The organism is Populibacterium corticicola, assembly GCF_042683685.1.
GTDB classification, from domain to species: Bacteria; Actinomycetota; Actinomycetes; order Actinomycetales; family Cellulomonadaceae; genus Timonella; species Timonella corticicola.
This window is the reverse complement of record NZ_JBHUOP010000009.1, coordinates 1-26,382: the sequence shown is the minus strand read 5'-3', so window position 1 is coordinate 26,382 and position 26,382 is coordinate 1. Positions and strand designations below refer to the sequence as shown.

The 26,382-nt window shown below is 59.9% G+C and carries 27 protein-coding genes and 5 tRNA genes; 20 read left to right on the top strand and 12 right to left on the bottom strand.

The genetic code is table 11. The features are described 5' to 3' along the window. Positions 1-3: 3 nt before the first annotated feature. The 3 genes from ACFSYH_RS14570 to msrB all read right to left on the bottom strand — a co-directional run bounded on the left by ACFSYH_RS14570 (position 4) and on the right by msrB (position 2,267). On the bottom strand, positions 4-624 hold the full coding sequence (locus ACFSYH_RS14570) for a DUF47 domain-containing protein (protein WP_377468126.1): 621 nt from the start codon (positions 622-624) through the stop codon (positions 4-6). 431 nt (positions 625-1,055) lie between these two features. After that, a complete protein-coding gene (locus ACFSYH_RS14565; RefSeq protein WP_377468125.1) occupies positions 1,056-1,739 on the bottom strand; it encodes a hypothetical protein in 684 nt (227 codons plus the stop codon). 117 nt (positions 1,740-1,856) lie between these two features. Further along, on the bottom strand, positions 1,857-2,267 hold the full coding sequence (gene msrB / locus ACFSYH_RS14560; RefSeq protein ID WP_377468181.1) for a peptide-methionine (R)-S-oxide reductase MsrB: 411 nt from the start codon (positions 2,265-2,267) through the stop codon (positions 1,857-1,859). 167 nt (positions 2,268-2,434) lie between these two features. On the opposite strand from msrB, the gene ACFSYH_RS14555 reads away from it, so the two are divergent. The 11 genes from ACFSYH_RS14555 to ACFSYH_RS14505 all read left to right on the top strand — a co-directional run bounded on the left by ACFSYH_RS14555 (position 2,435) and on the right by ACFSYH_RS14505 (position 13,022). Next, positions 2,435-3,181, top strand: a complete 747-nt coding sequence (locus ACFSYH_RS14555) for a M50 family metallopeptidase (RefSeq protein ID WP_377468124.1) — start codon at positions 2,435-2,437, stop codon at positions 3,179-3,181. Between the two features lie 12 nt (positions 3,182-3,193). After that, complete coding sequence (locus ACFSYH_RS14550) at positions 3,194-3,937, top strand: glycerophosphodiester phosphodiesterase (RefSeq protein ID WP_377468122.1); 744 nt, start codon at positions 3,194-3,196, stop codon at positions 3,935-3,937. A gap of 235 nt (positions 3,938-4,172) precedes the next feature. Further along, positions 4,173-5,225: a carbohydrate ABC transporter permease gene (locus ACFSYH_RS14545; protein WP_377468120.1), complete on the top strand. Its 1,053-nt coding sequence runs from the start codon at positions 4,173-4,175 to the stop codon at positions 5,223-5,225. Then, positions 5,222-6,124: a carbohydrate ABC transporter permease gene (locus tag ACFSYH_RS14540; RefSeq protein WP_377468179.1), complete on the top strand. Its 903-nt coding sequence runs from the start codon at positions 5,222-5,224 to the stop codon at positions 6,122-6,124. The genes ACFSYH_RS14545 and ACFSYH_RS14540 overlap by 4 nt, the downstream gene beginning before the upstream one ends. A gap of 88 nt (positions 6,125-6,212) precedes the next feature. Beyond that, complete coding sequence (locus tag ACFSYH_RS14535; RefSeq protein ID WP_377468118.1) at positions 6,213-7,580, top strand: ABC transporter substrate-binding protein; 1,368 nt, start codon at positions 6,213-6,215, stop codon at positions 7,578-7,580. After that, positions 7,577-8,377, top strand: coding sequence for a glycerophosphodiester phosphodiesterase (locus ACFSYH_RS14530; protein WP_377468116.1), 801 nt, complete (start codon positions 7,577-7,579; stop codon positions 8,375-8,377). Before ACFSYH_RS14535 ends, ACFSYH_RS14530 begins: the two co-directional genes overlap by 4 nt. Before the next feature lie 180 nt (positions 8,378-8,557). Beyond that, a tRNA-Lys gene (locus ACFSYH_RS14525) sits at positions 8,558-8,630 on the top strand. A 343-nt stretch (positions 8,631-8,973) separates the two neighbouring features. Next, positions 8,974-10,680 (top strand): alpha-amylase family glycosyl hydrolase, encoded by a 1,707-nt coding sequence (locus ACFSYH_RS14520; protein WP_377468114.1) that lies wholly within the window; start codon positions 8,974-8,976, stop codon positions 10,678-10,680. 21 nt (positions 10,681-10,701) lie between these two features. Further along, positions 10,702-11,709, top strand: coding sequence for a LacI family DNA-binding transcriptional regulator (locus ACFSYH_RS14515; protein ID WP_377468112.1), 1,008 nt, complete (start codon positions 10,702-10,704; stop codon positions 11,707-11,709). Positions 11,710-12,009: 300 nt separating this feature from the next. Next, complete coding sequence (locus ACFSYH_RS14510) at positions 12,010-12,810, top strand: SDR family NAD(P)-dependent oxidoreductase (protein ID WP_377468110.1); 801 nt, start codon at positions 12,010-12,012, stop codon at positions 12,808-12,810. Between the two features lie 62 nt (positions 12,811-12,872). Then, positions 12,873-13,022, top strand: a complete 150-nt coding sequence (locus tag ACFSYH_RS14505; RefSeq protein ID WP_377468108.1) for a hypothetical protein — start codon at positions 12,873-12,875, stop codon at positions 13,020-13,022. A 115-nt stretch (positions 13,023-13,137) separates the two neighbouring features. On the opposite strand, the gene ACFSYH_RS14500 is transcribed toward ACFSYH_RS14505, so the two are convergent. The 6 genes from ACFSYH_RS14500 to ACFSYH_RS14475 form a co-directional block, all read right to left on the bottom strand. Continuing rightward, entirely contained in the window at positions 13,138-13,893 is a 756-nt protein-coding gene (locus ACFSYH_RS14500; protein ID WP_377468105.1) for an iron ABC transporter ATP-binding protein, read from the bottom strand. Next, positions 13,890-15,023 (bottom strand): iron chelate uptake ABC transporter family permease subunit, encoded by a 1,134-nt coding sequence (locus tag ACFSYH_RS14495; RefSeq protein ID WP_377468103.1) that lies wholly within the window; start codon positions 15,021-15,023, stop codon positions 13,890-13,892. Before ACFSYH_RS14495 ends, ACFSYH_RS14500 begins: the two co-directional genes overlap by 4 nt. Next, positions 15,016-16,014, bottom strand: a complete 999-nt coding sequence (locus ACFSYH_RS14490) for an ABC transporter permease (RefSeq protein ID WP_377468101.1) — start codon at positions 16,012-16,014, stop codon at positions 15,016-15,018. Before ACFSYH_RS14490 ends, ACFSYH_RS14495 begins: the two co-directional genes overlap by 8 nt. Positions 16,015-16,134: 120 nt before the next feature. Continuing rightward, positions 16,135-17,127 carry a siderophore ABC transporter substrate-binding protein gene (locus ACFSYH_RS14485; RefSeq protein ID WP_377468099.1) on the bottom strand — a complete coding sequence of 331 codons (993 nt, stop codon included), beginning with the start codon at positions 17,125-17,127 and terminating at the stop codon, positions 16,135-16,137. A 246-nt stretch (positions 17,128-17,373) separates the two neighbouring features. After that, positions 17,374-18,078 (bottom strand): NAD(P)H-dependent oxidoreductase, encoded by a 705-nt coding sequence (locus tag ACFSYH_RS14480; protein WP_377468097.1) that lies wholly within the window; start codon positions 18,076-18,078, stop codon positions 17,374-17,376. Then, positions 18,071-18,526: a MarR family winged helix-turn-helix transcriptional regulator gene (locus ACFSYH_RS14475; RefSeq protein WP_377468095.1), complete on the bottom strand. Its 456-nt coding sequence runs from the start codon at positions 18,524-18,526 to the stop codon at positions 18,071-18,073. Before ACFSYH_RS14475 ends, ACFSYH_RS14480 begins: the two co-directional genes overlap by 8 nt. Positions 18,527-18,729: 203 nt before the next feature. On the opposite strand from ACFSYH_RS14475, the gene ACFSYH_RS14470 reads away from it, so the two are divergent. From ACFSYH_RS14470 to ACFSYH_RS14460, 3 genes are all read left to right on the top strand, one after another. Next, positions 18,730-20,280 carry a Re/Si-specific NAD(P)(+) transhydrogenase subunit alpha gene (locus tag ACFSYH_RS14470; RefSeq protein ID WP_377468093.1) on the top strand — a complete coding sequence of 517 codons (1,551 nt, stop codon included), beginning with the start codon at positions 18,730-18,732 and terminating at the stop codon, positions 20,278-20,280. A 1-nt stretch (position 20,281) separates the two neighbouring features. After that, on the top strand, positions 20,282-21,685 hold the full coding sequence (pntB, locus tag ACFSYH_RS14465) for a Re/Si-specific NAD(P)(+) transhydrogenase subunit beta (RefSeq protein WP_377468090.1): 1,404 nt from the start codon (positions 20,282-20,284) through the stop codon (positions 21,683-21,685). Between the two features lie 164 nt (positions 21,686-21,849). Next, positions 21,850-22,062 carry a hypothetical protein gene (locus ACFSYH_RS14460; RefSeq protein WP_377468088.1) on the top strand — a complete coding sequence of 71 codons (213 nt, stop codon included), beginning with the start codon at positions 21,850-21,852 and terminating at the stop codon, positions 22,060-22,062. A 208-nt stretch (positions 22,063-22,270) separates the two neighbouring features. On the opposite strand, the gene ACFSYH_RS14455 is transcribed toward ACFSYH_RS14460, so the two are convergent. From ACFSYH_RS14455 to ACFSYH_RS14445, 3 genes are all read right to left on the bottom strand, one after another. Then, on the bottom strand, positions 22,271-23,329 hold the full coding sequence (locus tag ACFSYH_RS14455; RefSeq protein WP_377468086.1) for a threonine/serine dehydratase: 1,059 nt from the start codon (positions 23,327-23,329) through the stop codon (positions 22,271-22,273). A 114-nt stretch (positions 23,330-23,443) separates the two neighbouring features. Next, a complete protein-coding gene (gene galE / locus ACFSYH_RS14450; RefSeq protein WP_377468084.1) occupies positions 23,444-24,427 on the bottom strand; it encodes a UDP-glucose 4-epimerase GalE in 984 nt (327 codons plus the stop codon). An 83-nt stretch (positions 24,428-24,510) separates the two neighbouring features. Further along, on the bottom strand, positions 24,511-24,864 hold the full coding sequence (locus ACFSYH_RS14445) for a metallopeptidase family protein (protein WP_377468082.1): 354 nt from the start codon (positions 24,862-24,864) through the stop codon (positions 24,511-24,513). Between the two features lie 103 nt (positions 24,865-24,967). Here ACFSYH_RS14445 and ACFSYH_RS14440 point away from each other — a divergent pair. The 6 genes from ACFSYH_RS14440 to ACFSYH_RS14415 all read left to right on the top strand — a co-directional run bounded on the left by ACFSYH_RS14440 (position 24,968) and on the right by ACFSYH_RS14415 (position 26,196). Continuing rightward, a tRNA-Glu gene (locus tag ACFSYH_RS14440) sits at positions 24,968-25,043 on the top strand. Between the two features lie 56 nt (positions 25,044-25,099). Further along, a tRNA-Asp gene (locus ACFSYH_RS14435) sits at positions 25,100-25,173 on the top strand. Between the two features lie 48 nt (positions 25,174-25,221). Further along, positions 25,222-25,295: transfer RNA gene (locus ACFSYH_RS14430), tRNA-Asp, on the top strand. A 26-nt stretch (positions 25,296-25,321) separates the two neighbouring features. Beyond that, positions 25,322-25,394: transfer RNA gene (locus ACFSYH_RS14425), tRNA-Phe, on the top strand. 236 nt (positions 25,395-25,630) lie between these two features. Beyond that, positions 25,631-25,882: an addiction module protein gene (locus ACFSYH_RS14420; protein ID WP_377468080.1), complete on the top strand. Its 252-nt coding sequence runs from the start codon at positions 25,631-25,633 to the stop codon at positions 25,880-25,882. After that, a complete protein-coding gene (locus ACFSYH_RS14415) occupies positions 25,879-26,196 on the top strand; it encodes a type II toxin-antitoxin system RelE/ParE family toxin (RefSeq protein ID WP_377468078.1) in 318 nt (105 codons plus the stop codon). The genes ACFSYH_RS14420 and ACFSYH_RS14415 overlap by 4 nt, the downstream gene beginning before the upstream one ends. Positions 26,197-26,382: the final 186 nt, after the last annotated feature.

The window sequence follows — 26,382 nt, the reverse complement described above, 5'->3', positions numbered from 1 at the left end:
GGCTCAGGACTCCTTGAGCGCGATGGTCTCGACCATGTTCGCCACGGTCTCAAACGCGTCCGCCCCACTCTCAAGCGTCTCCACGACCTCTTTGAGTTTCATGAGCTGGATGGGGTCACTGATTTCGTCAAACATCTTGGCCAGCAGTTTGCGGTGTAGTTTGTCTGCCTGGTTCTCGAGGCGGTTAATCTCAACCCAGTACTCGTCCAAGTCTCGCATATCGGCCAAAAGCGGCATTGCCTCAGCAGTAAGTTCTGCGCAACGCTGCAAGATAGCGACTTGGTCAGAGACTCTAGGCGGCAACTCATCCAACTTATACAAGATGATCAGGTCGGAGGCTTCCTCCATGAAGTCGAGGCAGTCGTCGAGCGCCGACGTAAGGCCCGCAAGATCATCCCGGTCAAGTGGCGTCACGAAGGTAGAGGAAACCTTACGCATGATGGCGTGGGTCACGTCATCGGAGTTGTGCTCGGCCTCGCTGATGAGTTTGCCGATTGCTTTACGCTCGGAGCGAGATGCCCCTAGAAGTTCGCCAAGTAGATTGGCTCCCGTGACCAAATGGGAGGCCTGCTCAGCCAACATGTCATAGAAAGAGGTGTCTCGCGGGGTCAGACGAAAACGCACGGCGTGCTCCGTTATCGAGTGAACTAATGGTTACCGTTCAGTAGCCATGGAAATCCTTTTGATTCATTTACCAGCGTAGGGCTAAACCCTGCAATTCACACAACCTTACGTTGCGAATTGCCTATGAATCCCAGATGTCAAACACCTCGTGGAACGGCACTTTTACGGCCATTTAGGTCCCACGTCCCAGGACGTGCGTCTGCAAACTCACACTCGATGGCGACAGCGAAAGGCAAACGATTGATGAACAGGCCCAGCGGATGACTGTATGCAGGGTGTGCGTCGGCATGAAAAAACGAACGTCGGACCGGGAGCGCCTCTCGGCGCGAGGCCGCTCGTAGCGGCAAAAGTTGGAGCCCGGGGCTACCGCAGCCCGACGTTCGCGGCTTTCAGTCTACTGCCCGTCCATGGGCATTTCCTGTGCGGGGGTGTCAATCGAGGCGTCGTCTTCGCCACAGTGTGGCGGCTTCCTCAAGATCGCGGGCGGTCCCTTCAAGTGAGGACGCGCCAGCGGTTATCCGCCGTGCTGCCTGTGCGCCACGGCTGATCGGCTGATCTGCCAGATTGCCGACGATTCCCACCGCCTCTCCATCGGGTCCGCTTCCGGCGCGGTCAAGGGAGTCGGCGTCATGTGTCGCACCGACTGCGACGACCCGGCAGAACGCGGCCGCTCGTTCGAGGGCGACATCGAGGTCACCGACAAACAGACCGGAGAGCACCCGGTCGGCGAGGTCGGCGACATCCCGTGGATTCGGTGGCGAGGAGACTCCTGCAATCACATGGGAGACCTGTGCGGACTCACTGCCGAGACGATAGTGCAGTGCGAAGACCTCTGGGGCTGTGCGCACCCATTCACGCAGCAGGTACATCCGCCACAGCGCTCCGGGCAGCGTGTTCGCGGGCGAGGACGCCCACATCTCAGCAACCGCATCGATGCCCTCGCGGTCCACGAGAGTCACGAGGCGTTCAAGTACCTCCGGATCTGCCTCAGCTCGCCCGCGATGCACGACCACATCGGCAGTCAGGTGTGCGATCTCCTCAAGCGCAGCAGGGTCGGGGCCAGCGGGAATCGACTCGGCCATCATCTGGTCGAGACTCGCTGGACGTCGCGGCATGGCGCCCGTGGACACCCATCGCTGTGAAATCTTGGTTCTCCTTCCGATCAAGCAGTTGTGCCAGGTTGAGATACGTCGCAGCGTAGCGGCCGCCAACCGGGCTGTGCCGGTGGCGAACTAGTCCTGCGAACTGTCTGACTCGTCGAAAATCAGCGACACGGAATTCATGCAGTACCTGTTGCCCGTCGGAGTCTGCGGAGCATCTGGAAAAACGTGGCCGAGGTGCGAACCGCACGCCGCGCACAACACCTCAACGCGGACCATGCCCAACGAAACATCCTCGCGGTGAATCAGCGCATCAGACGAACCCGCCTCATAGAAACTCGGCCAACCGCAATGCGCATCGAACTTCGTGTCCGAACTAAACAGCGCAGCGTCACACGCACGGCAGCGGTACGTTCCCGTACGCGACTCATGCAACAACTCGCCCGTTCCCGGTCGTTCGGTGCCAGCCTCACGCAACACGTGATATTCGAGTTCATTGAGTTCACGGCGCCACTGCGCATCAGACTTCACAACCTTGAACATGTCGCTCACGGGTTTGCTCCTCACTTCTCATCTGCGCACAGGCACGTGTGTGGGCGCGCGGAAATCACAACGCCTTGGCCTTCCAGCATATTCCTGCTCTCGTGCGTTGGCAGCCTGCTTACCGCACAACCCTGCGGGCTCATAGGTAGATGTGATGCAATTGCACCGTGCCTATTCAACAGTCGATACCCGCAGAGATCTGGGAGCAGATCAAAACCTCGACCGACCCGCTAACCGCAGGCCCTGCGCTCCTCGTCGTGGGCGTGGTTGCAGCGCTCGTCATCTGGCATCCAACCTGGCGGGTGCTACGAAACGTCATCACCATCGCACACGAGGGGGCACACGCATTCATCGCCCTTTTGGTGGGACGGAAGTTACAGGCAATCACGCTACACTCCGATACCTCCGGCCTGACCGTTTCGCGGGGCAAACCACGCGGTTTCGGCATGATCCTCACCGCGTTTGCCGGATACACCGGTCCCGCGGTAGTCGGCCTAGTGGGTGCGTTCCTCGTTGGACGCGGATTCACCCTCGCATGGGTGTGGGCGTTCGTGCTCGTGCTGATCCTGATGCTGTTCAAGATCAGGAACCTGTTCGGCGCATGGACCCTGGTGGCGACCGGTGCGGTCATCGGGGCGACAGCGTGGTTCGCCCCAGACGAGTTCCGCGTCTACCTCGCCTACGCTCTGGCGTTGCTGTTCCTGCTCGGAGCGCCCAAAGCCGTCGTGGAACTGGGGCACACCCGCCGTCGCACCCGGAGCGGAACCACCGACGCCGACATCCTCGGCAAACTCTCCTGGTTCCCGGCAGGTCTGTGGTACTTCATCTTCGTACTCTTTACTTTCGGCACCCTGATCGTTGGCTTCTGGCTCCTCGTCCCCACCCTCTTCACCGATATTGCAGCACTGTTCTAGAAGGTAATACCCATGACACTGCCCCTCATCGTCGCGCACCGCGGCAACAAGTCCGTCACCCCGGAGAACACGCTGCCAGCCTTCGCATCCGCCCTCAACAGCGGCTGCGACGGAATCGAGATGGACGTGGTCATGACCGCCGACAACATACCCGTGGTCATCCATGACGAGACCGTGGACGGCACGACCAACGGCTCAGGCCACGTCGGTCAGATGACACTGGCGCAGATCAGGCAATTGGACGCGGGCTCGTGGTTCTCACCAGGGTTCGCAGGCACACGCATCCCCACCTTTGCCGAGTTCGCTGGGCTCATGGCCGAGGCCCCCGGCGTCGAGATCCTGCTCGAGTTCAAGGGACACTGGACCGCCGCACAGGCATCGGTGGTCCTTGAAGACGTGAAGGCCCACGAACTGACCGACCGTACGATGCTCCAGTCATTCCACCCGCTGACAATCGGTGCACTGCACGAGATCGCGCCGGGATCGAAGCGTGGCGCACTTCTGGAGATCGTGCCGGACGAACTCATCGCCTCCGCACAGGCACTCGGGCTCTACACCGTCAATCCCGACGTCAACCTGGTTCTCAACGCCCCAAACCTGGTCCAGCTCATCCATGATGCAGACATGAAGATACAGGTCTGGACCGCAAACACCACCGAGCAGTGGGAACGCCTCGTCGAACTCGGTGTCGACGCCATCATCACCGACCACCCCGACCGACTCGCAGGATGGTATGACGGACGCGGACTACGCTAGCCCGCGCTGAACCACTCGTACCTGAGGTCTCCCGCGCACGCCGGTTCACGATGACAGCCGGCACCGGTAACATCCACGTGGCCGCAGCGTTGCCGGGCAAATCTCGAAAACACGCCGACTAGCGCCCGCGCGAACTTCGTCTAAACAGTTAGTTAAAGACCGTGAAAAACGGTTTTTGCGCCGAAAAACCCTAATAAGTTAACTCCAGAAACATGCCCGCACTTCTGGAGTCACCATGACAACCCCCGTAGTCGGAGTTCAGGATCCAACGCCACAGGATGTTCTACATCCAACTGAGCCCTCGCCCGATCGCACGCAGCAGGACAAAGCCGCCGAATCGTCGCCAATCAATACTGAACCAGTCGACAGCAAAGTCCCAGGCCATCGTAAAACCACCCGCGTCAAGCAATTTGATCGCACCAAATGGCGGCAGTACCTCGCCTTCCTCGCACTCGCGGGACCAAACCTGGCACTACTGCTGATCTTCACATACAAGCCACTGATCGAATCGTTCCGGTTCTCGGTGCTGCAATGGAACATCGGATCGCCCCGCGCACGATTCGTTGGCCTGCAAAACTACGTCGAGTTCTTCACCGCTGCACGCTCCCTGAACGTCCTGTGGAACACGTTCGTGTTCACCATCGCAACCGTCGGAGGCGCGCTCGTCATCGGCCTCGCGCTCGCCTTGCTGCTCAACCGCAAACTCGTGGGTCGCGGCCTCGCCCGTACCGTGACCTTCGCACCCTACGTGCTCTCCGGGATCGCGGTCGGAATCCTGTGGCTGTATATCTTCGATCCACGGTATGGGCTGCTTCGCACCGTCCTCGGCTGGTTCGGCATCAGTTCCCCGGACTGGTACAACGACGGAGGCTGGGCGATGGCCATGATCATCATCGTCTACCTGTGGAAGCACGCCGGATACGTGGCGCTCATCTACCTTGCCGGACTACAGGCAATCCCGCAGGACCTCTACGACGCGGCCTCGCTCGACGGCGCAAGTAAACCGCGCATCCTACGCTCCATCACCGTCCCCCTACTCGGGCCGACAACCTTCTTCCTGCTGATCACAACCCTGCTGTCATCGTTGCAGTCCTTCGACCTCATCCACGCGATGACCAAGGGCGGACCACTCGGATCAACCACCACGCTGATGTATCAGATCTACCAGGAGAGCTTCGTGAACGGTCGCGCAGGATACGCCTCCGCAGTCGCAACCATCCTGTTCGTGATCCTGCTCGTCATCACGGTCATCCAGCTGAAGTACGTCGAGAAGAAGGTGCACTACTGATGGTCGCCCTGCCCACGAACCCGGTCAAGACCCGCCGCCCCACACCCCGCAACGACGGCAACCTCGGACTCGGAAAACGTTCCCCACTGCTGGACGCAGGCGGATACCTGACCCTCGTCCTCGCAGTCATCGTCATGGCCCTGCCACTGATCTGGATGTTCTTCGCAAGCTTCAAGCAACCCAGCGAACTCTATTCCGTACCGCTTCAGTGGCTCCCCCAGTCCTTCGACGGAGCGAACTACCAGCACGTTGCCGAGCGCCTTCCCGTGGGACGTCTGTTCATGAACTCCGTCATGATCACCGCGCTCGGTGCCGGACTCAAAGTAACACTCGGCCTCACCTGCGCGTATGCACTCGTCTTCCTTGAATTCCCCTACAAGAGGATCATGTTCGCGATCGTGCTCTTCACGCTGCTCGTGCCCCAACAGATCACGATCATCCCGAACTACACACTCGTGGCCTCGCTTGGCTGGCTCAACACCTACCAGGGAATCCTCGTACCGGGCCTCGCCAGCGCGTTTGGAACCTTCCTGTTCCGTCAGCACTTCCTCACCCTGCCGATCTCGGTCCTCGAGGCAGCCGCCCTGGACGGCGCAGGCCACTGGCGCAGGCTCTGGGGATTCGTGATCCCCATGTCCTACCCGACGATCGCGGCGGTGGGGCTCATCTCCATCGTCGCCGAATGGAACGACTACCTGTGGCCGTTCCTCGTCATCGACGACGCCAGCAAGATGACGCTCCCGCTCGGACTCACGCTCCTGCAGAACGTCGACGGAATGAACAACTGGGGCGTACTGCTCGCCGCAACCGTCCTCGTCACACTCCCAATGCTTGTCGTCTTCCTCGTCCTTCAGCGTCGACTCGTAGCCGGTCTCACCGCCGGCGCGGTCACGGGCTGAACCATCCAGCCCGCGGCCGGCAATCGACCACTCTCACCCCTCACGTTCCGGTGTAAGCACCGGAACCCAACCAACATTGGAGAAACCCATGTTCCGTGCGAAATCCGCGCAACCACACGGCAACCGCCGTTCGGCACTCACCAGGGCACTCGGCCTTGGGCTCGTCGCAGCAACCGTGGCCGCCTGCTCCGGTCCAGCCACCTCCAACGAGGGCGGCTCCAACAACGAGACGCAGTCCATTGACTGGGCCTCCATCGAACCAGCAAAGGAGATCACCTGGTGGTCCAACCACCCCGGTGCATCCAAGGACATCGAGGAGGAACTCGCTGCGGCTTTCACCGCAGAGTCCGGCATCAAGGTCAACCTCGTGACCGCTGGCGCGAACTACGACGAGATCGCACAGCGATTCCAGGCCGCAGCAGGAACCGACGCCCTCCCGGACCTAGTGATCTCCTCCGACGTCTGGTGGTTCCGCTACTTCCTCAACGGCCAGATCATGCCACTCGACGATGTCTTCGAATACCTCGAGGCAGATGTGGACGACTTCAACGAGACCCTCTACAACGACTACCTCTACGACGGACAGCACTGGGCGGCCCCATATGCACGTTCCACGCCGCTGTTCTACTACAACAAGGAACACTTCGAGGCTGCTGGTCTTCCCGACCGTGGCCCTGAGACCTGGGCAGAGTTCGAGGAGTGGGCACCAAAACTCGCTGAGGTGGCACCAGCAGACGGTGCACCTCTCGGCCTCGCAACAGGAACCTCCTGGGCAGCCTGGTGGGGTTCAAACATCATGTGGACCAATGGCGCCAACTTCTCCAAGGAATGGGACGTCACCCTCGACACCCCAGAGGCCATCGCGGCCGGAGAATGGCTCCGCGGCCTCTACCACGACAAGAATTTCGCGTCCGTTGGAAACGACAGCCAGGCAGACTTCGCTGCGGGCTACTTCGCCACCTTCATCGGTTCGACCGGATCCCTCAAGGGCATCCTCGACGCCGCGACCTTCGAGGTCGGCGCTGCATTCCTCCCAGAGGGCGAGGCAGGCCCCGGCGTCCCAACCGGCGGCACCGGCCTCGCGATCCCGAACGGTCGCACCCCCGAACAGCAACTCGCCGCAGCCACCTTCCTCAAGTTCCTCACCAACACCGAGAACACCGCAAAGTTCTCTCAGGCAACCGGATACGTTCCAGTACGCACCTCCGCAGGTGAGAGCGAGACCATGAAAGCCCTCTACGAGGAGGTCCCACTGTACAAGGTCGCCATCGAGCAACTCGAGACCAAGACCCGCAACCAGGACTGGGTCCGCGTATTCGTACCGGGTGGAGATGCAATCCTCACCGAGGGAATCGAGGAAATCGTCCTCAACAACACCCCGGCAGAAGAGGCATGGAAGCAGATCACACCACGCCTTGAGCAGGCATTCGAGGAAAACGTGGAGCCATACCTGTGATCCCACAGATCATCGCCCACCGCGGGAACAGGTCGGTCACGCCCGAGAACACCCTTCCCGCATTCGCAGCGGCCATCGCATCCGGCGCGAAAAGCATCGAGATGGACATCGTGCGATCACGCGAGGGGACGCCCGTGGTCATTCACGATGCAACCCTGGACGGCACCACCTCCGGTGTCGGCCAGGTTGCTGACCATACGGTTACCGAGATCCAAACACTGGACGCAGGTTCTTGGTTCAGTCCAGCTTTCGCCGGTGCCCAGGTACCAACGTTCGCTCAGTTCGCTGCCTTCATGTCGCATCATCCCCAGGTCGAGATACTTCTCGAGTTCAAGGGAGACTGGGACATCGTGCAGACCGGGCGGGTCGTCGACATCATCGATGCCCACGACATCCGCGAGCAGACCATCCTGCAATCGTTCAACCAACTCACCATCGAGGCTCACGAGCAGGTTGCACCCGATATGCGCCGGGGCGTTCTCGTCATCTCGCGGGAAGCACTCGAACGCCTGGCACCCGCTCAGGATCATTCCTCGGCTCAATCACTGGTTGGCGTTGACGAACTCATTGAGCAGTGCACCGCCCGAGACATCTACACCCTGAACCCATTCGTTGAGGATGTGTTCGAACTCCCTGGGGTGGTCGACCGAGCCCACGACGCAGGGCTCAAGGTTCAAACGTGGACCGCCAACTCTCCAGACCAGTGGGCAAGGCTCGTGGAACTCGGAGTCGATGGCATCATCACCGATCGTCCAGACGCACTCAACGGCTGGTACGCCGGCCGCGGGTTGCTGTAGACATCGGTTTTCCGCTCTCGGGGTGTGGTGACAGGCCAACTTAGTGTTGTCTGTCACCACACCCCTTCTCTGCGACTTCCACGCAGGCTGTGGCCCGGTTCACACCTTTGGCCCGTTTTTCTTTTCGCGCCGATATTGCGTATCCTTGATCTGTTGACCTTTAGGTCAGCGACCCAGAGTGGGCCTTTAGCTCAGTTGGTAGAGCATCGGACTTTTAATCCGCGGGTCGCGGGTTCGAGTCCCGCAGGGCCTACCGCACGAAAAGCGGGCCGGACGTGTCAAAACGTCCGGTCCGCTTTTGCCGTTTTCGGGACATCGCACGTTTTGTGCGGTGAGAATGCGATCTACCGCCAAAAAAATCTGACGATGACACCCCACCTCCCAAAACCGCAACACTGAAATCACACTGAGCAACCCCACACCGTGAGCTTGAGGCGGAACGCAACCAACTCGTCGGCAATATGAGGCAAAACCATTGACCCACCGGAACCAGACATGCCACGATAAGGGCAGAATCGACGCGCGTCGATGATCAGCGTCGATCACTTCCCTCATGCAGTCACTCCCATACCCTCTACACACCACGCGGACGAATGATGACAACCAGCGCTCTGCCTGCTCCACCTGAATGGCTCAAGGATGCGGTGATCTACGAGATCTATCCGCAGTCGTTCCTCGACACGAACGGCGATGGCATCGGCGACCTTGACGGTGTGATCGAGAAGTTGGACTACCTGAAGTGGCTCGGGATCAACACGATCTGGTTCAATCCCTGCTTCGATTCACCGTTCCGCGACGCTGGATACGATGTGGCCGATTACCTACGGATCGCTCCGCGATACGGCACCAACGAGACCATGGAAACGCTCGTGCAGGAAGCCAGGAGACGCGGAATTCGAGTGTTGCTGGACCTCGTGGCCGGGCACACGTCTATTGAGCATCAGTGGTTCAGGGATTCCTGTGCGGACCAGTCGAATCACCGCTATGTGTGGGCCCCAGCGGACGGGGACACAGCAGCCACCGTCTCAGGTGACGCCTATGTGCCTTCGCCCGGCCCGCGCACGGGCTGGTATCTCAAGAACTTCTTTGCCGAGCAACCCGCATTGAACTTCGGTTACGCCAGACTCGACCCGAGCGAGCCGTGGCGGCAACTGCCAACGGACGAGTGGCCTCGCCGTAACCGGGAGGCGCTCAAGGAGATCATCGGGTTCTGGCTTGATCGGGGTGTGGCTGGGTTCCGGGTGGACATGGCGTTCTCGCTTGTGAAGGACGATCCAGGACTCGTGGAGAACTCTGCCCTGTGGCGCGAGATCTCACGATGGATGCACGAGAACTACCCGGATGCCGTCCTGCTTCCTGAGTCAGATGAGCACCGCACTCTCGCGGCGGGTCAGAGTGGCGGGTTCGACGGCGACTTCGCACTTGTGATCCAGCAGGAACACTCTGCGTTGTTCAACAACGGTTCCGTGGGGAAACTGCCGTGGCAGGAGGATGACGATCCCTGCTATTTCGACGCTCACGTGTCCCTTGCGGATGGCTCGGCGGCACTCAAGAGGTTCCTCGGATACTGGCAGGATCGTTGGGATGCGTGTGGCGAGGATCGGCTGATTGTGCTGCCCAGTTCGGATCACGATTTTTCACGCGTGGTGACCGGGGAGCGCGGGATCGAGCAGTCATTTGCGGCGTTCACCTTTCTGTTGACGTGGGGTTCTGTGCCGTCCATCTACTTCGGTGACGAGATCGGTATGCGCAATCTTCCTGATGCGCCCGAGAAGGAGGGCAGTCGGTGGAACCCGAAGTTCGATCGCTCGGGTTGCCGCACTCCGATGCAGTGGGATGGCGGGTTACCCAACGCGGGCTTCTCCTCGGCGCGCCCTGAGTACCTGTATCTCCCGCAGGATCCGTCCAAGGACAGGCCGACGGTTGCCGCTCAGCTAAATGATCCAGACTCGCTGCTCAATCACGTGCGCGCCCTGCTCGCGCTGCGTGAAGATCATCCCGAGCTGGGCGCGGGCACCGCCGCGCGAGTGCTCAACTCCTCCTACCCATTCGTGTTCCAACGGGGCGAGTCCTATGTCGTTGCGATCAATCCTCGCGCCGAGACTATGACAGCACGGGTGGAGTGTCCAGCAGGAGATCCGGAATTACTGCGTGGCAGCAATGCCACGATTGGCGACGAGCAGGCCAGTTCCAGCATCGCGTCCGGTTCCGGCGACGATGCCGCGGTCACAGGGCCAACCGAAAGTTCGCACCTGATCGAGGTTGGCCCGTTCGGCTACGGGATCTTCCGATTCAACCGATGAAGCGGCCTCAGGGAGGCGAGGATGGCCACTCGCGATGATGTCGCGCGTCTGGCAGGGGTGTCGTCGAGCACCGTGTCGTATGTGATCAGTGGTCGACGCCCGATCTCCGCGGACACTCAAGCCAAGGTTCGCGCGGCCATGAGGGAGTTGAACTACACGCCCAATGCGTTCGCGCGCGGTCTGGCCGGTGCACGGCGAGGCGTCATCGCGCTGCACTATCCGCACAGCCCACAGGGAGTGTCGTCAACTGAGTTCGAGTACGTGTCTGCCGCCGCCGAGAAGGCGCAGGGACTGGGTTACCACCTGCTGCTGTGGACCCAGCCGCTCTCGGATACCGAGGGCCTGAGGAGTCTGGTCGATCAGGGAATGGTTGATGGCGTCATCCTGATGGAGGTGACGCCAGATGATCCGCGTATTGCTCCAATGCGCGATTCGGGAACGCCCTTTGTTCTGGTGGGAACCCCTGATGCCGCCGACATTCCGACATATGTGGACAACGATTACGCCGATCAGGCTGATCAGGCCGTCGCACATCTAGCCGCTAGGGGATGCGGTGACTTCGTGTTCCTCGGGCCAGACGGGACGAGTGACTCTCGTGGTTTCGGCCCATCCCTTCGCATCCGCCGTGAACTGGAACGAGCAGCGCTTGAGCATGGCGTCTCGTGCGCGGTTCATCTGACCCCGGCGACCCCCTTGGCGGGGCGAACCGCCCTGCACGCCATCCGCGCACAGCACACAGCACCTCTGGCGGTTGTCTCCTTCAACGAGTTGGCTGTCGCAGGCATGCTGTACGAGGCGGCACTGATCGGACTCGCCGTACCCAGGGATTTGATGGTGCTCGCGTTGAACATGGGGTCCAACGCCGCTGAGTTGGCCCAGCCACCGGTGACCACCCTCTCCCCGGAACCACATCAGATCATGAGTCAAGCGGTCAAGGCACTCGTCAGCACCACGTCGACTGGTCTCAGCGAGGCTCCGCGCGTTCAGCTTCTGGTTCGGTCACGTCTGACGCTGCGCGCTACCACCTAACCTGCTTGGCGGTTACTCTAAACTTTTCTGACACCAATTTGTAGAACGACATAAACGGACATAAGCGTCCGTTTTCACCCGATCTCTCGAGCAGTGTATAAAGCGTAAAAATCGCATGATCTAGCGGATAGAGAACCTCTTCTTCGACCGAGGTCCCGCCGAAGAAAAACTCCTAGGACTTCAGTCCGCTGTGTGTCAGGTTTCTGACACGTAGGATTGTGGCTGAGGTGGAGGTGTCCAACGGCGGGCACAGATCACTCCCCCGGAGCAACCCCGCAACAAGGCGAAAGTGAGCGCGACATGGAGATCAGGAACAAAGTATTCGTTGTCACGGGTGCAGGCAACGGCATTGGACGCGAGGTGGCGCTGCAATTGCTCGCCGCTGGTGGCCGAGTGGCTGGCGTAGACCTCAACGAGACGGGTCTCAAGGAGACCGCTGAACTTGCTCAGGTGGGCGACCGCTTCTCCGCGCACGCGCTCAGCATCACAGACCGCGAGGCGATGATGGCACTTCCCGCACAGGTCGAGGACTTGCACGGAAAAGCCGACGGGCTGGTCAATGTGGCTGGAATCATCCAGAAGTTCGTCAAGGTCGTGGATCTTCCGCTTGAGGAGATCGAGAAGGTCATGAACGTGAACTTCTACGGAGTCATCAACACCTGTCAGGCATTCCTGCCGACACTCATGTCACGGCCCGAGGCGGCTCTCGTCAACGTGGCAAGCATGGGTGCCACGGCTCCGGTTCCAGGTCAGAGCGTGTACGGCGCGTCCAAGGCGGCGGTCGTACTGCTGACAGAGGGACTATACGCGGAGCTCATCGACACACGCGTTGCCGTCACCACGATCTACCCTGGCGCCATCGCCACGAACATCGCGGGCAACTCGGGTCTTGCTGGCCGTAGTTCCGATGACGCCAGCGCCTCGAAGCACAAGATGACGAGCGCGAAAGACGCTGGAGCCGTGATTGTTGATGCAATCGTCAAGGGGAAGTTCCGCGCAACAATCGGTTCGGACGCAAAGATGATGGACCGGCTGCACCGCCTGGCACCGAAGAAGGCCACGGAAATCATCGCCAAGAAGATGGCAGATCTGATCAAATAGCCTCGTTGTACGCATCCAGCCTCGCTCTTGCCCGCAACAGTGGGCAGGGCTAGATTTGGTTCATGGGAAACGAAGAACTCATGACACAGTTCATTCCAGACAAGCAGTTGCTTGAGGAAGAACTGGCGGCACCCACGATCGTCGTGGAGAAACCGCCCGCCTTCACGCTTCCAAAAGGCTTGCGCCTGGCCTCTGAGGAGGATGACGCCTAGCCGTCCCGATTACCTTGTTGACGACGAGTCCCCTGATTCCAGTTTTGGCCCACCATGACGTGGGTGGCGCTGGAAGCAGGGGACTCGTCGCACATCAGGGCGGAGGTTATGCCGGTCAGTAGTAGACCGCGAGCGGCCCGTTGGGGCCGTCGATACAGGAGACCGGGGTATCGAATACCCTGCTGAGTTTCTCGGATTGGAACAGGTCGCGCGCCTTACCGTACTCAACCACCTTGCCGTTTTTGACGGCGCAGATGCGGTCGGCATACTGGCCCGCGAAGTTGATGTCGTGCAGCACGATCACAACGGTGCGACCAAGCTCGTCGGCAACACGGCGTAGATGTTGCATCATCTGCACGGAGTGGCGCATGTCGAGGTTGTTCAGCGGCTCGTCGAGCAACACATACTCGGTGTCCTGGCACAACACCATCGCCACATACGCACGCTGACGCTGCCCACCCGAGAGTTGATCCAAGTAGCGGTCCTGCAGTTCCGTGAGTTCGAAGAAGTCGATTGAACGGTCGATGATCGCCTCGTCCTCCCGGTTCAGTCGTCCGCCCGTGTATGGGAAGCGGCCAAACCCAACGAGTTGGCGAACCGTGAGTCGCGTGATGAAGTGGTTCTCCTGCCGCAGGATCGACACGATCTTGGCGAGGTCCTTGGACTTGGTCTTCGCCACGTCGTACCCGGCGATCTCGATGGACCCCTCATCGGCGCCGAGAAGGCGACCAATGATGGTGAGCACGGTCGATTTTCCCGCACCATTTGGGCCGACGAGTGCCGTGACGCCACCCGCGGGGATCTCAAGCGAGATCGGGCCGATCGTGACTTCGGAACTGTAGTCCTTGCGAACGTCCTTGAGGGTAATCACAGCCTGCCCTTTCGAAGAATGAGAATGAGGAATGCGGTACCACCGACCGCCTCGATAATGATCGAGACCGCACCTTCCGCGTAGAACACGTTCTTGAGGATGAAATAGGCACCGCTGAGGATGGCAAACCCCGTGGCAATGGCTATCGGGAACACGTACCGGTGGTCGTGAGTTCCCGCGATCTGGTAGGCGAGGGTCGCGATCAGGAATCCAAGAAACGTCATCGGCCCAATCATGGAGGTGGTGACCGCCATGAGGATCGAGACAAGGAACAGCACCTGCATCGTCTCGCGCCGATGATTGATGCCAAGATTTGTGGACAGGTCCCTACCCAGGGCGATCACGTTCAGACGACGCGATTTCCAGATCAAGGCGGCGGTTACGATGATGCACAGGGGTATTGCAACTGGGAAGTACTCTGGCCGGGCCTTCGCAACCGAACCGAACAAACGAGCGACAAGGACATCGAACTCGCTGGGCGTCAACAGACGCTGCATGAACGTGGAAACTGAACCCAACCCACCGCCAATGATGATTCCCACCAGCAGCATGACTTGAAGGTTGCCGTACTTACCGGACAGCAGCCATCCGTAGAGCGCGAGTGAGAAACCAACCATCAGCACGATCATCATGATGAACTGCGGCAGGCCCTGCACCGCAGAAACGCCAGCAACCCCAAGGAAGTAGATGGCCGAGGTCTGCACCGCAACGTACAGAGACTCGAATCCCATGATGGAGGGCGTGATGATGCGGTTGTTGGTGACCGTCTGGAAGGACACCGTGGCCACGGCCTGACAGGTGACCACGAGAAGGATCACGACGAGTGCGGTCGTGCGCATGTCGATGATGCGCCAGAACCCAGCAGTTCCAGCAGGGACGGGGATCGCCCAGGTCAGGTTCGCGACTGCAAAGAAGGCACCCAGTACGACGAGTGCACTGAGAGTCCAGAAATAGCGACGTTTGGCCTTCCTTGTGAGGAAAGCACCGGACTTCCGTGGCTCCTGACTCGGTTGCGGAGCAGCGGACGCGGATCCTGTTGTCGGTTCATCGAGGTCATGGTTGGCAAAGTGAGCCTGCGCTGCGTCTATGACCTCATCTGCCTGCGTGGTACGTGCCGTTGGTTCAGGCATTGCGACGACTCCTCAGGAGCAGGGCAATGAACACGACCGCGCCGACCACCCCGAGAATCAGTGAGACCGGTACCTCGAACGGCATGATGATCGTGCGTCCGATGAGATCGCACACCGTCACTATTGCGATTCCGAGCAGGCACACCCACGGGAGATTACTGCGCAGGTCATCACCGCGAATCATGGACACGACGTTGGGGACGATAAGCCCAAGAAATGGAAGATTACCCACAACAACCGTTACCACGCCGGTCGCAACTGCAATCAGTCCGGTGCCCAACAGGATGACCTGGTTGTAGTTCAGGCCCACGTTGGTAGCAATGTCCTCACCGAGGCCTGCGACTGTAAAGCGGTCCGCTGCGATAAACACCGCCACTGCGACAAACGCCACGATCCACAGTGCTTCGTACTGCCCCCGGAGCACGGAGGTGAAACTCCCCGCGAACCAGACACCGAGGTTCTGGAGTTTGTTGGTGACCAGGGCCAGGTAGGTGCTGACGGAGCCGACGACCGCACCAATCATGATTCCCACAATCGGGACGATCAGCGAACTGGTCAATTGCACTCGGCGCAGGAACAGGAAGAAGATCATAGTGCCCACGAACGACGCGATGATCGCCGCAACCATCTTCGTCATGAGGCTCGCGTTCGGGACCAGAATCAGCATGAGCAGGAGACCCAGGCCCGCCCACTCGGTCGTTCCAGTGGTCGTCGGCTCCACAAAACGGTTCTGCGTGAGCAACTGCATCACCAGACCGCACATCGCCATGGCAGCGCCTGCGAGAACGAGGGCAATCGTGCGCGGAATACGGGTGATCGCAAACATCTCAAGTCCGAAATCACCGTTGAAGATGTCGTACACACCCGTGAAAAGGGAAACGACGAGCAGTAAACCAACCGCGACAACACCGATGAGGAGTTTCCAGTCGAAGAGCTTTTCGCGGGTGCGGTTGCGCGGTTTCTGTTCGGTGGGAGTGACCGTTTGGGTCATGGTATTCCTTGGGTCTTATGACACCGGCGCCCCACAGGCATGATCGCTTGTGGGGCCCGGTACGGTAGTCGCCGCTAACGCGTCAGTGTCGACAAGACGCTTGGCGGGACTCCTGCCGAATCAGTTCTTCTCAAGCAGATCTGCAAGTGAGTTGAACAGTTCGGTGTATGTCGAGATGCCCTCGTTGAGGTAGGTGTCCTCTGGGAAGTACGCGATGTTGCCGTTCTGGACTGCAGTTACGTTCTTGAGCGCTTCGGAGTTCTCAAGGATCTGGGCTGCCGGCTGGTAGTCCTCACCGCGGTCTGCCTCGGCGAAGCCACCGTCACGGTCCATCACGATGATGAGATCTGGGTTGGACTGTGCAATGGCCTCCACGGAGATGTCGTCGCCCTGATGGTCATCAGACCCATCCACCTCAAGCGCTGGGGTGAATCCGAAGATGTCAAACAGTGGGCCGATGGTACGGCCGGTGCTTGGAACGACGTAGCCGATGTTGCCGCCGGAGGTGATAACACCCATGACCTTCTGGTCGGGGCTGTAGGCAGCCTTGACACGTTCAATCGAGGCGTCGAAGTCGGCAACAAGCTGTGCAGCCTCGCTCTGCTTACCGAATACCTCACCGAGCACGGTGACCTGGCGCTTGAGTTCAGCGTCAAACGGCTGGCCCTCGCGTGGGTCGAGTTCAAGCACGACTGCATCTGGGGCCGCCTTGACGAGGTCTTCGTGGAACTGCGAGAACCGCTGGCCGTTCACGATGACCTGTGGAGCCGTTGCAACGACGGCTTCGAAGTTTGGCTCACCGTGGTTACCCAGGTCAGCGATGGCGTCGTTGTCCTTGTAGCTCACGTTGCTGTGCATCAGTGCACGAGCGCCCGCGGTCAGTTCAACGCCCCACGAGTCAAGCACCTCAAACGTGCGGTTGTCGGTTGCTGCGACCGAGGTGAGAGGCAAGTTGATGGTGTGCTCACCGTTGTTGTCCTCGACAACCACCGAGGTTGGGGTGGTCGCGTCTGTCTCTGGCTGGTTCTCCTCAGCGTTCGATCCGCAAGCGGAAAGCGCGAACGCCGCGATGACTCCAAGCGCGAGGCTGCGAGTACGGAAGTTTGCCTTCAAAACCTTGTCCCTTCACATGTGTTTCTCTTTGAAGCGGCCTTAGTTAGGTTCTGCTAAGAAAGGCCCGCCTAACCCTTGAAACCCTATCCTGATCCAATTACGAAACAACAGCATGATCTAAACCATTTATCTGACATCCAAGGCCCCGCCGGCACCGAACGGACCCTCTCGCCCTCAAATCCACGAGTCGACTGAATGCCTTTTCTGACATGTGAGGTGCCCCACTGTCTCGAATTTTTGACGTTTTTAACGTCCGAGACGATTTCGTCTGCGTTCCAAGAGCCGCGCATCCACCCGAGCCCTCTCCGCAACCTGGAGCAACCATCGGGTGCGCACCTTGGGTTCTGAGGAACGGACCGGGGTGAACACACTCGAAGGCAAGGGCTTCACCCCGACATAGCGCAGCACCGCACGGTTCAACGAGGACATCATCGCGTTGCGGTACCACATCGAATTCCACCACTTTGGCGAGTCCATGGTCGCGAAGGCTCGTGATGTCTTTCCGCCCCACAGCCCTTTCGGAAGCTTCTCGTCATAGACGAACGCCACTCCCGACAGAAACACCGAGTCAATGAACGCCTTGAGCACCGCCGGATAGGTCCCCCACCACTGGGGAAAGAACCACACAAGATGGTCAGCTCTTTCCACGGTTTCGAGCCAAGCCCGGACCTGTGGATCGAGATGATCGCGCCCTGCCTTGGCGCGCAACTGTTCCCGCGCCGGATGGACATGCATGGGCACACGGGTCTCGGCGAGGTCAATCACCGAGATCATGACATCGGCTCGCGACTCGCCGTGTAGTTCAGCCACGTATCGCGCCGCAAGGGCGTGACTGAGCGAACCTGGGATGGGGTGTCCGATGATGACCACAATCCGCATTGGGCGCCCTCCTCCATCTGAGAGGTCTTGCCCCTCAGACATCTGGGTGGAAACGGTATTCATGCTACTCATCCCCGTCTTCTAGAACAGAAACCAACACTTCAAGCTGCCTGGCCAAGAGGTCAGCGTCCAACGGCAAGCCGGAATGCTCGAGTTTGGCATGCAGGAGCGCCTCGAGTTCTGGACCAGCCTGAGCGAGTATCCCTCGGGTCTTATCTGTCAGGGTCACAGTCAGGCTTCGCTTGGAGTGCTCGGCCGGAACGGCAACCAGGTACCCAGCCTCTTGGAGGCCCGGCAAGCGCTTGGATACGGCAGCCTTCGAGACGTTGAGGCAGGCAGCGAGCGTTGTGAGGTCCGTGGGCTCTTTCTCCGACAAGACGGCAAAGAGCACGTACTGGTGGTAGGTGATCGCGAAGTTCTTGCGCAGATACTCATCGGCATGGGCTTCCAGAAGCATCGCGGCATGGGTTGTCAGCTCTGCGATTTTCACCGCAGGCCTGGTTGTGGGTTCTTGATCCATACAAGATAGTTAACCAGTTAACAATTCAGACTGTCAATGGGTTAACAATTTGCAGGTCATTCGCGATCGCATATGGCACCATTTGCCCTCATAGTGAGACGATAGGGCTCGGTATGCGTCATTTTGAGGACCGAGGTCCCGACCCCAAGTCATCCCACGTTGATAGAAATGACTGGACCGTAATCTTTCTAATGGAGAAGCCCGTGCGTATTGGAGTACCCAGAGAAGCAGCCGCAGACCAGCGGCTCGTTGCGGCCACACCGAAAACCGTTGAGCAACTCATCAAGCTCGGCTACACCGTCGCTGTCGAAAACGACGCCGGAGCCCGGGCAAGCATCACCGATCAGGCATATCTAGACGCCGGCGCTGAGCTTGTTGAGTCCTCGCAGGTGTGGCAGAGCGACATAGTCATTACCGTTGACGCCCCCGACCTTGCAGCGGTCGCGAGTATGAACAAGGGCGCCACCCTTATCTCTCGCCTCTACCCAGACGACGCACCCGACTTCGTCGTTGCTGCCAAAGAACAGGGCATCACGGCTCTCAACCTCATGTCCGTGCCACGCATCTCGCGGGCACAGGCCCTCGACGTACTCTCCAGCATGTCCAACGTGTCGGGATATCGCGGCATCATCGAGGCGGCTGAGGCGTACGCAGGCATGTTCGCCGGTCAGGTCACGGCAGCAGGCTCGACGCCACCCGCACGAGTCTTCGTCATCGGCGCGGGTGTCGCAGGCCTGGCGGCGCTGGGTGCAGCCGGATCACTCGGAGCCGATGTGCGCGCCTATGACGTGCGCTCAGACGTGGCCGAACAAATCGAATCCATGGGCGCCACCTTCGTTCGCGTGGATGCGGCAGCCCAGGAGTCGGCAGACGGATACGCATCCGAACTGACTGACGAGCAAGAAGCCGCGACCATGCGGGTCTACGCTGCCGAGTCCGCCGCTGCAGATGTGGTCGTGTCCACCGCACTCATTCGCGGTAAAGCGCCCATCACCATCACCGCCGAGATGGTCGCCAACATGAAGCCCGGCTCCGTCATTGTGGACCTCGCCGCCTCCAGCGGAGGAAACTGCGAACTCACTGAGCCCGGCAAGAAGATCGTCACCGACAACGGTGTCACCATCATCGGATACACCGACCTGCCGGGACGCATGCCAAAGCACACCTCGCAGCTTTACGGCACGAACATCGTCAACCTGCTCAAGCTCATGACCCCCGAGAAGGACGGCGAACTCGCGGTAGACCTCGAAGACGTGATCGTACGTGGCATCACCGTGACCCACGAATCCTCAGTCCTGTGGCCGCCGCCGCCCGTCCAGGTCTCGGCAGCGCCCGCCGTCGCACCAGCTTCAAACCCTGGCACGCAGGCCACACCGGAACCCGCGGTATCGTCGCCAAGCCAAAACAAAGGCCGCGGCCGACTCGTCTCAGCAGCAATCGCAGCCCTCCTACTCGTTGCCGCCATAACATTCTCCGCGCCTGCTTTCGCGATGCACTTCACCGTGTTCGTACTCGCCGTCATCATCGGCTTCTACGTCATCAACGGAGTCAGCCACGCGCTGCACACCCCACTGATGGCGCAGACCAACGCAATCTCCGGCATCATCCTCGTGGGCGCCCTCCTGCAACTCGGAAGCACCGACTGGCTCGTCACCGCACTTGCATTCGCCGCCGCAACCGTCGCATCCATCAACATCTTCGGTGGATTCCTCGTGACCGGCCGAATGCTCGAAATGTTCCGAAAGGACGCCTGACATGGAAAACCTCACCCAATTCGTGCAGGCAATCTACCTGATCGCAGGTGTCCTGTTCATCCTCTCCCTCGCAGGGCTCTCCCGTCAGGAAACCGCCCGCGCAGGAAACCGAGCCGGACAGGCAGGCATGGTCCTCGCGCTTGCCGCAACCGTGCTCCTCGCACTCGACCGTTCCGAACGCGAAGTCGGCGTCACCGCCGCCCTGATCTTCGGTGCCCTCGGAATCGGTGCGCTCATCGGCTCGTGGCGGGCACGCAAGGTCGAGATGACCCAGATGCCGGAGATGATCGCGATCCTCCACTCGTTCGTGGGTCTCGCTGCCGTCCTCGTCGGCTTCAACTCCTACCTGACCGACACCACGCACGACACCGTCCACCTCATCGAGGTGTTCCTCGGAGTCTTCATCGGTGCGATCACCTTCACCGGGTCGATCGTGGCGTGGCTCAAGCTCGCTGCCAAGATCAAGACCGCACCGCTCACGCTGCCTGGCCGCCACTGGCTCAACGCGGGTGCCGTCCTCGCCTCACTCGGGCTTATGGCCTGGTTCATCGCCTCGCCGAGCATCATCCCGCTCATCATCATGACGCTGCTTGCACTCTTCGTGGGCTGGCACCTGGTCATGGCCATCGGTGGTGGAGACATGCCCGTGGTCGTCTCGATGCTCAACTCGTATTCGGGTTGGGCGGCGGCCGCGGCCGGATTCATGCTCTCGAACGACCTGCTCATCATCACAGGTGCACTCGTCGGTTCGTCCGGTGCGATCCTCTCCTACATCATGTGCAAGGCGATGAACCGCAAGTTCATCTCCGTTATCCTCGGTGGATTCGGCTCGGACGGTGGCTCACCAACCGGGGCAGTCGTCGAGGGCGAACACACCGAGGTCACCGCGGAGGAAGTCGCAGACCTCCTCAAGACCGCCAAGCGCATCCTCATCACGCCCGGATACGGCATGGCCGTGGCAAAGGCGCAATACCCTGTCGCTGAACTGACCACGCGGCTACGCAATGAAGGCAAGGAAGTCGTCTTCGGCGTCCACCCCGTCGCAGGCCGCCTCCCTGGGCACATGAACGTGCTCCTCGCAGAGGCCAAGGTTCCCTACGACATCGTGGAGGAACTCGAGGAGGTCAACGAGGACATGGCCGCAACCGACCTAGTTCTTGTGATCGGCGCAAACGACACCGTCAACCCTGCCGCCGAGGACGACCCAACCTCCCCCATCGCGGGAATGCCGGTCATCCAGGTGTGGAATGCGAGACAAGTCATCGTGTTCAAACGTTCCATGGCCGTCGGCTATGCGGGCGTCCAGAACCCGCTGTTCTTCAAGGAGAACACCTCCATGCTGTTCGGTGACGCGAAGGAACGCGTCGACGACATCGTTCGCGCTCTAGCGACGCTCGTTCCTTAAGCGAGCGTTCACGTTCTCCGCCCGTCGGCGTTCATTGCCTATACAAAAACTGTCGAGACCACCCGTTATTCACGGGTGGTCTCGTCGCAAAACGGGTGGGTAATACCTCAGATGGCCGGGGCACGGTTTCCCAGACATCACATGCTCAGGGGTAGGCTAGGTTCATGCCTCACAACGATGACTTGACCCCGGAGCAGCGCCGCGAGATCGAAAAGCAACACCAGCAGGCGAACTGGCTCCTCGGTGGCATCATCATCGTTGTGTGCTTCGCGGCAGGCAACGCGATTTCGATGGCCACCACCAACCGCATGTTCATCGTGTTCGGCGTGAGTGTCGGTGCCATAGCGGCATGGGCGATCAACCGGTACGTCAAGTAGTTCAGGCGTTTCACGCCTTATAAAACCTCAGATTGGCGACGAGCCCTCGTCTTCCAGCGCACGTTGCGCTGGAAGACGAGGGCTCGCATCATATCGGGTCATGTCGGGGCTGCGTTCATGTTGTCACGGAACTCCCCTACGTGCGCGAGGACCACACTGGCGGCAATGCCGGCCGGTCCCCGACTCGTCGGCAATCAAATCTGTGACGCTAGACGGCTACATCGCTGGGGTCGGTGTTCGCCCCGCAGAGCACAACGGCAACCTTCTCACCGCTGTCAGGCCGATATCCACTGGCATGGGTCAGCCCGGCGAACGCCGTTGCGGCAGCGTGCTCGACCAGCAGACGATGTTCTGCCCACAGGTATCGGCGTGCATTGACAATCGCATCATCTGGCACAAGCACGGACTCAACGAGCGGATGCTGAGCCGCCCGCAATGCGGTCTCGGAGACGGACCGGGCGCCCAGCGAATCGGCGGCAACCGAGTTCACGGGCACCTCGGTCACCTCGCCACGGGTGAGTGCTTCGTTCAATGCCCGACAGTTTTCCGGCTCCACGGCGATGGTTCGAATGCCGAATTGTCGGGCCACGGTTGCGATGCCCGCAAACAGTCCGCCGCCACCCACAGAGACGACAACGGTGTCCAACTCTGGTTGCGCGGCAACGAGTTCAAGCATCAAGGTTCCAGCACCTGCCGCGATCAACGGGTTGTCGTAGGCGTGTGACACGAGCGCACCGCTCTGCGCGGCAAATTCGTGACAGGCTGCGAGCGCCTCAGCGTACTCGTGTCCGATCAGCCGCACGTCCGCACCATATCCGTGTAGTCTGTCGGCCTTGACCCGGGGAGCATTCTCCGGCAAGAAAACGGTCGCGGGGATTCCCTGCTGTCCGGCAGCCCACGCGCACGCAAGCCCTGCGTTGCCGCCGGACGCAATGGTCACTCCGGCTTTCGGGAGCGTACCTGAAGCCCGATGGGCTTCAAGGAAGTTTTGCGCTCCACGAGCCTTGAAGGTGCCCGTGTATTGCAGAAACTCGAGGCCAGCAAACACATCGCCAGCTATCCCGGCCACTTCTCCGAGTCGGGCCACGGTCAGCGGGCGCACCCTTCCGGTAATGCGCTGTGCTGCCGCCTCAACGTCGGTAAATGTGAGTTCTGCGGGCTCTAGGGTCACGGCTGAGGCTCCTTGGCTCTGGTTGTTTTCGGCCGATGTGCGACGAGCCCTCGTCTTCCAGCGGGCATTGCGCTGGAAGACGAGGGCTCGCGTCATAACCGGATCATGTTGGGGCTGCGTTCGCGTTGTCGCGAAACTCCCCTACGTATGCGAGGACCACACTGGCGGCAATGCCGGCCGGTCCCCGACTCGTCGGCAATGAAACTGGACCTACAGTTCGATCCGGTTCGGGCCTGCCTGCCAGGCGGACCACGCGGAGTTCAGGATGTCGTCGAGGTTCTTCTCGGCATGCCAGCCGAGTACCTCGTTGATGCGCTTGGCGGAACCAATCAGGTGCGGCGGGTCGCCTGCGCGGCGGTCGCGGATCTCAGCCTGGATATCGATTCCCGAAGCCTTCGCGAGACCATCAATGATGTCCTTCACCGATGCCCCTTCACCGGTCGAAACGTTGAACACGTCAACCGAACGCTCGTCCTGCTGCAGGTAGTCAAGCGCGGCGATGTGCGCCTTGGCTAGGTCGAGCACGTGGATGTAGTCGCGAACGCACGTTCCGTCCTCGGTGTCATAGTCCGCGCCGAAGATCAGTGGGGCCTGACCCTTGGCAACCCGATCAAGCACCATCGGGATGAGGTTGAGGATCGCTGGGTCGCCAAGGTCATCCCAACCAGCACCGGCAACGTTGAAGTAGCGCAGGCCCGCAAACCGCAGGCCGAATGCCTTGCCCGCAGCGCGTCCCATCCACTCACCGATGAGCTTGGTCTCGCCGTACGGGTTGATCGGCTTCATGTCGACGTCTTCAGTGACCACAGCGACGGGAGGCATACCGTAGGTCGCCGCCGATGAGGAGAAGACCAGGTCGCGTGCACCTGATGCCTCCATCGCGGAGATGACGTTGGCCATGCCACCCACGTTCTGCTCGTAGTAGAACATTGGGCGGGCAACAGATTCACCGACCTGCTTCTGGGCCGCGAAGTGAATGACAGCGGTGACGCCGTGCTTCTTCATGGTTTCCGGGAGAAGGTCCTTGGCTTCAGGGCTCGCTACGTCGAGTTCCACGAGCGTTGCGCCGCCAATGCGATCTGCGCGCCCGGTGCTCAGGTTGTCCACGACCACAACGTCGGTTCCCTGTTCCTGCAGGAGCCGTACAACGTGGGCCCCAATGTAGCCTGCTCCACCGGTTACGAGTACTGCCATGACTTCACCTCTCGTCTGGGATTCCGCGTCTGCCATACGTCGTGGCTTCCGGAATCTCTATTATTTTCATCGTGGAATTAAGTCTATGCCCAGCCTAGTTCATGCAGCCGGTCATCATCAATACCGAAGTAGTGGGCGACCTCATGCACAACTGTGACGAGAACCTCCTCAACCACTTCCTCCACAGATTCGCACATGCGCAACGTCGGATTCATGTAGATGGTGATGCGATCAGGAAGTGCCCCAGCACCCCACATGAAACCCCGTTCAGTGAGGGGAACACCGTCATAAACCCCCAGCAAATCAGGCGTTTCCGCAGGTGGCTCACCTTCAACGAACACCACAACGTTATCAATATGGGGCACGAGATCAGCCGGCAGTTGATCCAACGCGTCCGAAACCGCCAGTTCAAATTCCTCACGAGACATCTCGACCATAGGCCAATCTTCGCAGAAAACCGTTTTGCTTTTTGAACAGGTTTACCCATATGATTTTTCAGCAGGCACGGGCCGCTGGGGTACAGCAGACCGTGAAAGCAAAGCCCCCATCGTCTAGTGGCCTAGGACGCCGCCCTTTCACGGCGGTAACACGGGTTCGAATCCCGTTGGGGGTACCAGTTGATTCACATCAACTAACCGCCAGTCTCACTGGCAAAGGCAAGGCCTTAACTAAGGCCCCGTAGCGCAGTTGGTTAGCGCGCCGCCCTGTCACGGCGGAGGTCGCGGGTTCAAGTCCCGTCGGGGTCGCTCTTCATGAGCGATTGAGTTTGTGAAGCGGTCTAGATAGATCATCTAGGCCCCGTAGCGCAGTTGGTTAGCGCGCCGCCCTGTCACGGCGGAGGTCGCGGGTTCAAGTCCCGTCGGGGTCGCGGTTCATACTAGTATGGACAACCAAGGCTCTGTAGCTCAGTTGGTAGAGCGTTCGACTGAAAATCGAAAGGTCACCGGATCGATGCCGGTCGGAGCCACAAGATGAATCCCCTGCTCAGGCAGGGGATTTTTCATTTCTTCCGCAAGTTTAGCCCCGGTGTACGGGGTTAGAGGGCTAGCACCCCCGACATGGTGATTTTCCGGTGAGAGTGCGATTTTTCATGGTGGGTGATTCCGGAAAACCACCATGTCGCATTTACCTACGCATGTAGAGGCTTGGTGGGCGTAAGCCTTGGGCAATGTCAGGGGTGCCGCGTACACTTGGAGTATGTCGATGACCGTCGCTGAAGTAGAACAGGCGCTGCTGTCGTTGGATCGCCGCGACCGCGCCGAAGTGCTGCATCGTGGCATTCTCAGCCTTGACCTTGACGATCACACGGGCTCGGATCAAGTTGAAGTTGATACCGCCTGGCACACGGAGTTGCGTCACCGCATTGACGACATCAAGAGCGGCAAAGTCGAGATGCTCGATGTGGATGAATCCCATGCGCAGCTTCGCGCCGAACTTGCCGCACGTCGCAAGTGACCCTCGTCAAACGAGAACATCCAGAAGCCCGCGCCGAACTGCGTGAAGCTGCGTTCTGGTACGACGATCAGCAGTTGTATCTTGGTGACGACTTCTATGACGCGATCGACGCCACGATCCAGCGTGTACTTGATTGGCCGGATGCCGCACCAGTGTTCCCGGGTTGGGATGAACTGCCCGTGGTGCGAAGTGCAAGCGTGAGCGTGTTTCCCTACCGGGTGATCTATTACCTCACCGACACGAGCATGGTGATCCTTGCTTATGCGCACCATCGCCGTAAGCCAGGGTATTGGCAGCATCGTCTCGACGGTTAAATCCGGGATATTAGCGTCGGGTTTTCGGCTTATCTGGAGAGTAGAGCATCCTAGTTAGAGGGCTGCCTCTCCAATGTCGTCTTTCCGGTGAGACGCTTCTATAGTTGTCAAGTTGTCGCTGGGGTGTGGTGCAGTGTGTTGAGTGTGCGGTAGAGGTCTCGGGCGATGTAGCGTTTGAGGCATCGT

Coding starts and splice junctions, on each gene's coding strand:
- ACFSYH_RS14565 (WP_377468125.1), bottom strand. CDS start 1,739: ATGCCGCGACGTCCAGCGAGTCTCGACCAGATGATGGCCGAGTCGATT.
- msrB (WP_377468181.1), bottom strand. CDS start 2,267: ATGTTCAAGGTTGTGAAGTCTGATGCGCAGTGGCGCCGTGAACTCAAT.
- ACFSYH_RS14550 (WP_377468122.1), top strand. CDS start 3,194: ATGACACTGCCCCTCATCGTCGCGCACCGCGGCAACAAGTCCGTCACC.
- ACFSYH_RS14545 (WP_377468120.1), top strand. CDS start 4,173: ATGACAACCCCCGTAGTCGGAGTTCAGGATCCAACGCCACAGGATGTT.
- ACFSYH_RS14535 (WP_377468118.1), top strand. CDS start 6,213: ATGTTCCGTGCGAAATCCGCGCAACCACACGGCAACCGCCGTTCGGCA.
- ACFSYH_RS14520 (WP_377468114.1), top strand. CDS start 8,974: ATGACAACCAGCGCTCTGCCTGCTCCACCTGAATGGCTCAAGGATGCG.
- ACFSYH_RS14515 (WP_377468112.1), top strand. CDS start 10,702: ATGGCCACTCGCGATGATGTCGCGCGTCTGGCAGGGGTGTCGTCGAGC.
- ACFSYH_RS14510 (WP_377468110.1), top strand. CDS start 12,010: ATGGAGATCAGGAACAAAGTATTCGTTGTCACGGGTGCAGGCAACGGC.
- ACFSYH_RS14505 (WP_377468108.1), top strand. CDS start 12,873: ATGGGAAACGAAGAACTCATGACACAGTTCATTCCAGACAAGCAGTTG.
- ACFSYH_RS14495 (WP_377468103.1), bottom strand. CDS start 15,023: ATGCCTGAACCAACGGCACGTACCACGCAGGCAGATGAGGTCATAGAC.
- ACFSYH_RS14490 (WP_377468101.1), bottom strand. CDS start 16,014: ATGACCCAAACGGTCACTCCCACCGAACAGAAACCGCGCAACCGCACC.
- ACFSYH_RS14480 (WP_377468097.1), bottom strand. CDS start 18,078: ATGAGTAGCATGAATACCGTTTCCACCCAGATGTCTGAGGGGCAAGAC.
- ACFSYH_RS14475 (WP_377468095.1), bottom strand. CDS start 18,526: ATGGATCAAGAACCCACAACCAGGCCTGCGGTGAAAATCGCAGAGCTG.
- pntB (WP_377468090.1), top strand. CDS start 20,282: ATGGAAAACCTCACCCAATTCGTGCAGGCAATCTACCTGATCGCAGGT.
- ACFSYH_RS14460 (WP_377468088.1), top strand. CDS start 21,850: ATGCCTCACAACGATGACTTGACCCCGGAGCAGCGCCGCGAGATCGAA.
- ACFSYH_RS14455 (WP_377468086.1), bottom strand. CDS start 23,329: ATGACGCGAGCCCTCGTCTTCCAGCGCAATGCCCGCTGGAAGACGAGG.
- galE (WP_377468084.1), bottom strand. CDS start 24,427: ATGGCAGTACTCGTAACCGGTGGAGCAGGCTACATTGGGGCCCACGTT.
- ACFSYH_RS14445 (WP_377468082.1), bottom strand. CDS start 24,864: ATGGTCGAGATGTCTCGTGAGGAATTTGAACTGGCGGTTTCGGACGCG.
- ACFSYH_RS14420 (WP_377468080.1), top strand. CDS start 25,631: ATGACCGTCGCTGAAGTAGAACAGGCGCTGCTGTCGTTGGATCGCCGC.